4 protein-coding genes are annotated in these 2,663 nt (G+C 50.3%); all 4 read left to right on the top strand.

Translation table 11 applies throughout. The features are described from left to right. Positions 1-689 (top strand): pyridoxine 5'-phosphate synthase (locus ACTHUT_RS17500; protein ID WP_440419208.1); only part of this gene is annotated, 689 nt, incomplete at its 5' end. Positions 690-777: 88 nt separating this feature from the next. After that, positions 778-1,155: a holo-ACP synthase gene (gene acpS, locus ACTHUT_RS17505; protein WP_003686416.1), complete on the top strand. Its 378-nt coding sequence runs from the start codon at positions 778-780 to the stop codon at positions 1,153-1,155. Positions 1,156-1,308: 153 nt separating this feature from the next. After that, positions 1,309-2,112 carry an NUDIX domain-containing protein gene (locus tag ACTHUT_RS17510; RefSeq protein ID WP_440419212.1) on the top strand — a complete coding sequence of 268 codons (804 nt, stop codon included), beginning with the start codon at positions 1,309-1,311 and terminating at the stop codon, positions 2,110-2,112. Between the two features lies 1 nt (position 2,113). Next, positions 2,114-2,536, top strand: a complete 423-nt coding sequence (locus tag ACTHUT_RS17515) for a hypothetical protein (RefSeq protein ID WP_440419210.1) — start codon at positions 2,114-2,116, stop codon at positions 2,534-2,536. The last annotated feature ends 127 nt before the right edge of the window (positions 2,537-2,663 follow it).

Raw genomic sequence — 2,663 nt, forward strand, 5'->3', positions numbered from 1 at the left:
GCAATGCGCGCGGTACGATTTATCCCAGCCCTGTCGAAGCGGCGCTGATTGCGGAAACCCACGGCGCAGATTTGATTACCATGCACTTGCGTGAAGACCGCCGCCATATTAAAGATGCGGACGTGTTCGCCGTTAAAAACGCCATCCGCACGCGCCTGAATTTGGAAATGGCGCTGACGGAAGAAATGCTGGAAAACGCGCTCAACGTCATGCCGGAAGATGTGTGCCTCGTACCTGAAAAACGTCAAGAAGTGACCACCGAAGGCGGTTTGGACGTATTGGCGCAACAGGATAAAGTGGCAGAGTTTACTAAAATCCTGACCGATGCAGGCATCCGCGTGTCCTTGTTTATCGATGCCGACGACGCGCAAATCCAAGCCGCTTATGATGTCGGCGCGCCCGTTATTGAGTTGCACACCGGTGCGTATGCCGATGCGCACGGCCACGCCGAGCAAATGAAACAATTCGAGCGCATTCAAAACGGCGCGCATTACGCCAGCGATTTGGGTTTGGTCGTCAACGCCGGACACGGCCTGACCATTCACAACGTGACGCCGATTGCTCAAATTCTCGCTATCCGCGAGTTGAACATCGGGCATTCGCTGATTTCCCAAGCACTTTTCCTCGGCCTGCCTGAAGCTGTCCGCCAGATGAAGGAAGTCATGTTCAGAGCCAGAATGTTGCCTTAACGGCATCAGCCATACCGGCTAAAGCGGTTTGCTTTGGTCGGTATTCACACTTTCAGACGGCCTGACTATTTAAACAAGGAGCAGACCCATGATTTACGGAATCGGTACAGACATTGTTTCCCTCAAACGCATTATCCGCCTGAACAAAAAATTCGGACTGGCATTTGCGCAACGCATTCTCAGCCCGGAAGAGCTGTTGGAGTTTCCACAGGCAGGCAAACCGGTCAACTATCTTGCCAAACGCTTTGCCGCCAAAGAGGCTTTTGCCAAAGCCGTTGGTACGGGCATACGCGGCGTGGTGTCTTTCCGCAATATCGGTGTCGGACATGATGCATTGGGCAAACCTGAATTGTTTTTTGCACCGGCTTTGACAAAATGGCTGGAGGAGCAGGGTATCCGAAGCTGCCATCTCAGTATGAGCGATGAAGAGGATACCGTTATGGCTTTTGTCATTGCGGAAAAATAAGGCCGGATTTAAGTAGTCTGAAATAGAAAATCCTTTTCAGACGGCCTGAAGGGTTAGGTATTTGTTGAAGGTCGGGCGTATAGGCCCGACATCGTTTTTTTACGTATAAATCGGCAGGTGTCACTGCCTGCCGTATATAAGAATAAGCTCATGATGACTGAAGACACACGTCCATTGGTACAAGTGGTTGCCGGAATTTTGCTCGACCAAAACGGCCGCTACCTGCTCAGTTCCCGCCCAGAGGGCAAGCCGTATGCCGGTTATTGGGAATTTGCAGGCGGCAAAGTCGAAGCGGGCGAAACCAACTTCCAAGCCTTGCAACGCGAGTTTGAAGAAGAACTCGGCATCCGTATCCTTGCCGCTACGCCGTGGCTGACCAAAGTCCATTCCTACGAACACGCACATGTACGCCTGCATTTTTTATGGGTGGAAGCCGACCAATGGACGGGCGAAATCCAATCGAGGGAAGGGCAGAAATGGGCATGGCAAAAGGCAGGGGATTTTACCGTTGAACCGATGTTGCCTGCCAATAGCGCATTGTTACGTTCCCTCTCCATTCCGCGCCAACTTCAAGGCCGTCTGAAAAGCGGCTTGAGCGGTCAAAACAGCATGGGCGAATATTATGTTGCGCCGTATTTGTCGGCTCAGCATCAAACCGCCTCTGCCGTATTGCTGGATTTTGCCGATTGGCAACAAGGCAAGCCGATAGAAGCGCCCAGCGTGTGGCCAATCATTGAAAACGCCGAACAATGGCAGCAGGTGCAAAATGCCGATGCTGTCGTATGGAAAGTAGCGAATGAAGCGGCAGCCAAGCAAGTTATCGATATTTTGGCTCAAGGCGTGGCTATGCCGCTGATTGCGGCTGCTCCGGAAAGTATGGTTTCCATTTATCGCGAGCAGTGGCAGAGCATGGGTGTGCATGCTGTTTTGATCGATAATGACATTGAGGCCGTCTGAAATGAGTAAAAATCAAAAACTACTGATTGCCGCTGTTTTACTGATTGTGTTTGCGGCGGCCAAACTGCTGCTCTTGGATTGGTGGCAGCGACAACAGTTAAAAGCGAATGTAGTCGAATGTAGTCTGACACAAGGCTGCGTCCTGCCTGACGGTTCAAAAGTGCGAGCGACCTCCATCAATACACACGATCCGTTTGATATTGTGGTGGAAAATGTGCCGAAGAATACGGGCGCGGTCAGTATCGGTTTCAGTATGAAAAACATGGACATGGGCTTCAACCGCTACAACCTGACGCAACAATCGCCGCAAAGTTGGCAGGCTGCGCAAGTCCGCTTGCCGTTTTGCGTAGAAGGCCGCCATGATTACACTGCCGACATTACCATTGGCAAACAGACTTTTCAGACGGCATTTAGTGCAGAGTAGTCATCATGCAAAGGCCGTCTGAAAATTTAAAGGCAAAATTTTTAATTTTTTCAGACGGCATATTTAAAAGTTCTTTATAAATGAATCAATTATAAATTATTTTTAGACGGATTGTTTACAATCATTC

Source organism: Neisseria sp. P0022.S010 (assembly GCF_051956635.1).